The organism is Rhizobium sp. NPDC090279, assembly GCF_044769665.1.
GTDB lineage: Bacteria > Pseudomonadota > Alphaproteobacteria > Rhizobiales > Rhizobiaceae > Rhizobium.
This window is the reverse complement of the sequence record NZ_JBIVYI010000046.1, coordinates 1-1,611: the sequence shown is the minus strand read 5'-3', so window position 1 is coordinate 1,611 and position 1,611 is coordinate 1. Positions and strand designations below refer to the sequence as shown.

The 1,611-nt window shown below is 54.1% G+C and carries 1 protein-coding gene; it reads left to right on the top strand.

Features of this window, described 5'->3' with window-relative positions; all coding sequences use genetic code 11:
* Window positions 1-40 precede the first annotated feature (40 nt).
* Window positions 41-1,582 carry an IS3 family transposase gene (locus ACIQWP_RS31880; RefSeq protein WP_402796492.1) on the top strand — a complete coding sequence of 514 codons (1,542 nt, stop codon included), beginning with the start codon at window positions 41-43 and terminating at the stop codon, window positions 1,580-1,582.
* Window positions 1,583-1,611 lie beyond the last annotated feature (29 nt).

The window sequence follows — 1,611 nt, the reverse complement described above, 5'->3', positions numbered from 1 at the left end:
GGAGGTGCGGACGAAAACTTGGACTAACAGGAGATAGTTCATGTATTCGTATGAAGACCGCATGAGGGCTGTGCAGCTCTATATCAAGCTCGGCAAACGGGCGAATGCCACCATCCGTCAGTTGGGTTATCCGACGAAGAATGCTTTGAAGCATTGGTATCGCGAGTTCGCACGTGGCGACGACTTGTCAGCAGGTTATGTACGCACCAAACAGCGGTATTCGGATGAGCAAAAGAGAATTGCCGTTGAACACTATCTGGACAACGGCCGCTGCCTGGCATGGACCATCAAGGCACTTGGCTACCCTGGCCGCGAAAAGCTTTCGGCTTGGATCGATGAATATCAACCTGGCGACAGGCGGAGAGTTCACACCGGCAACTCAAGCGGTACCATCAGACCGGAGCAGCAGAAGCGAACGGCCGTGATCGATCTGTGCACCAGGAGCGACAGCGCCCGCTCGGTAGCTCAGAAGGTAGGCGTGAGCCGGCAGACGTTGTACGACTGGAAGAACCAGAAACTTGGTCGTGAGGTTCCTGCATCCATGACACGCCATCGCGAATTACCACCGACTGCCAGCCGAGACGAACTCGAGCGTGAACTTGAAGCATTACGCAGTGATGTGAAGCGCCTTCAACTCGAACATGACCTGCTTACGAAGGCGAACGAACTCATAAAAAAAGATCTGGGCATCGATCTGCGGCTCCTGGGAAACCGGGAAAAGGCACTGCTGGTTGATGCCCTGCGAAACACATATGCTTTACCCGACCTTCTCACGCGGCTTGAGTTCGCCCGCAGTTCTTATTTTTATCATCGGTCTTTGCTTTCTCTTGAGGACCGATACGCAGATCTTCGCCAGACCATTGTGGTGCTCTTCGAGACCAACCGTAACTGTTACGGCTACAGACGCATTCATGCGGCACTGGCCAGGGACGGAGAACAGGTCTCAGAAAAGGTAGTACGCCGCTTGATGAAGCAGGCGCAGCTGGTTGTGACCACGGCTAGGCGGCGTCGATACACGTCTTACCAAGGCGAATTAGATCCCGCGCCGGAAAATTTGGTCAATCGTGATTTCCACGCTGCAAAGCCAAACGAGAAATGGCTGACTGATATCACCGAATTCCAGCTGCCATCGGGCAAAGTGTATCTGTCGCCCATAATCGATTGCTTCGATGGCCTGGTGGTCAGCTGGTCTGTGAGCACGCGGCCAGACGCAGAGCTCGTGAATACAATGCTTGATGCCGCGATCGAAACAATCATCGATAGTCCCAACCGGCCTGTTGTGCATTCTGATCGGGGTGCCCATTATCGTTGGCCCGGCTGGCTGTCGCGCATGCAAAATGCTCAACTGGCCCGATCCATGTCACGCAAAGGGTGCTCACCGGATAACTCTGCTTGTGAGGGCTTCTTCGGGCGGCTGAAAAACGAGATGTACTATAATCGCACCTGGATCAATACGACCCTGCACGACTTCATGCAGCAGCTGGATTCTTACATCCAGTGGTACAACCAGCACCGCATAAAGCTCTCACTGGGCGGGATTAGCCCCGCGGAATTCCGCCGGAATCTTGGAATTGCAGCATAAGCCGTCCAAGAATTTGTCCGCACCTCCTC

Excerpts from the sequence above, each read along its gene's own strand:
- ACIQWP_RS31880 (WP_402796492.1), top strand. The coding sequence starts at position 41 with ATGTATTCGTATGAAGACCGCATGAGGGCTGTGCAGCTCTATATCAAG.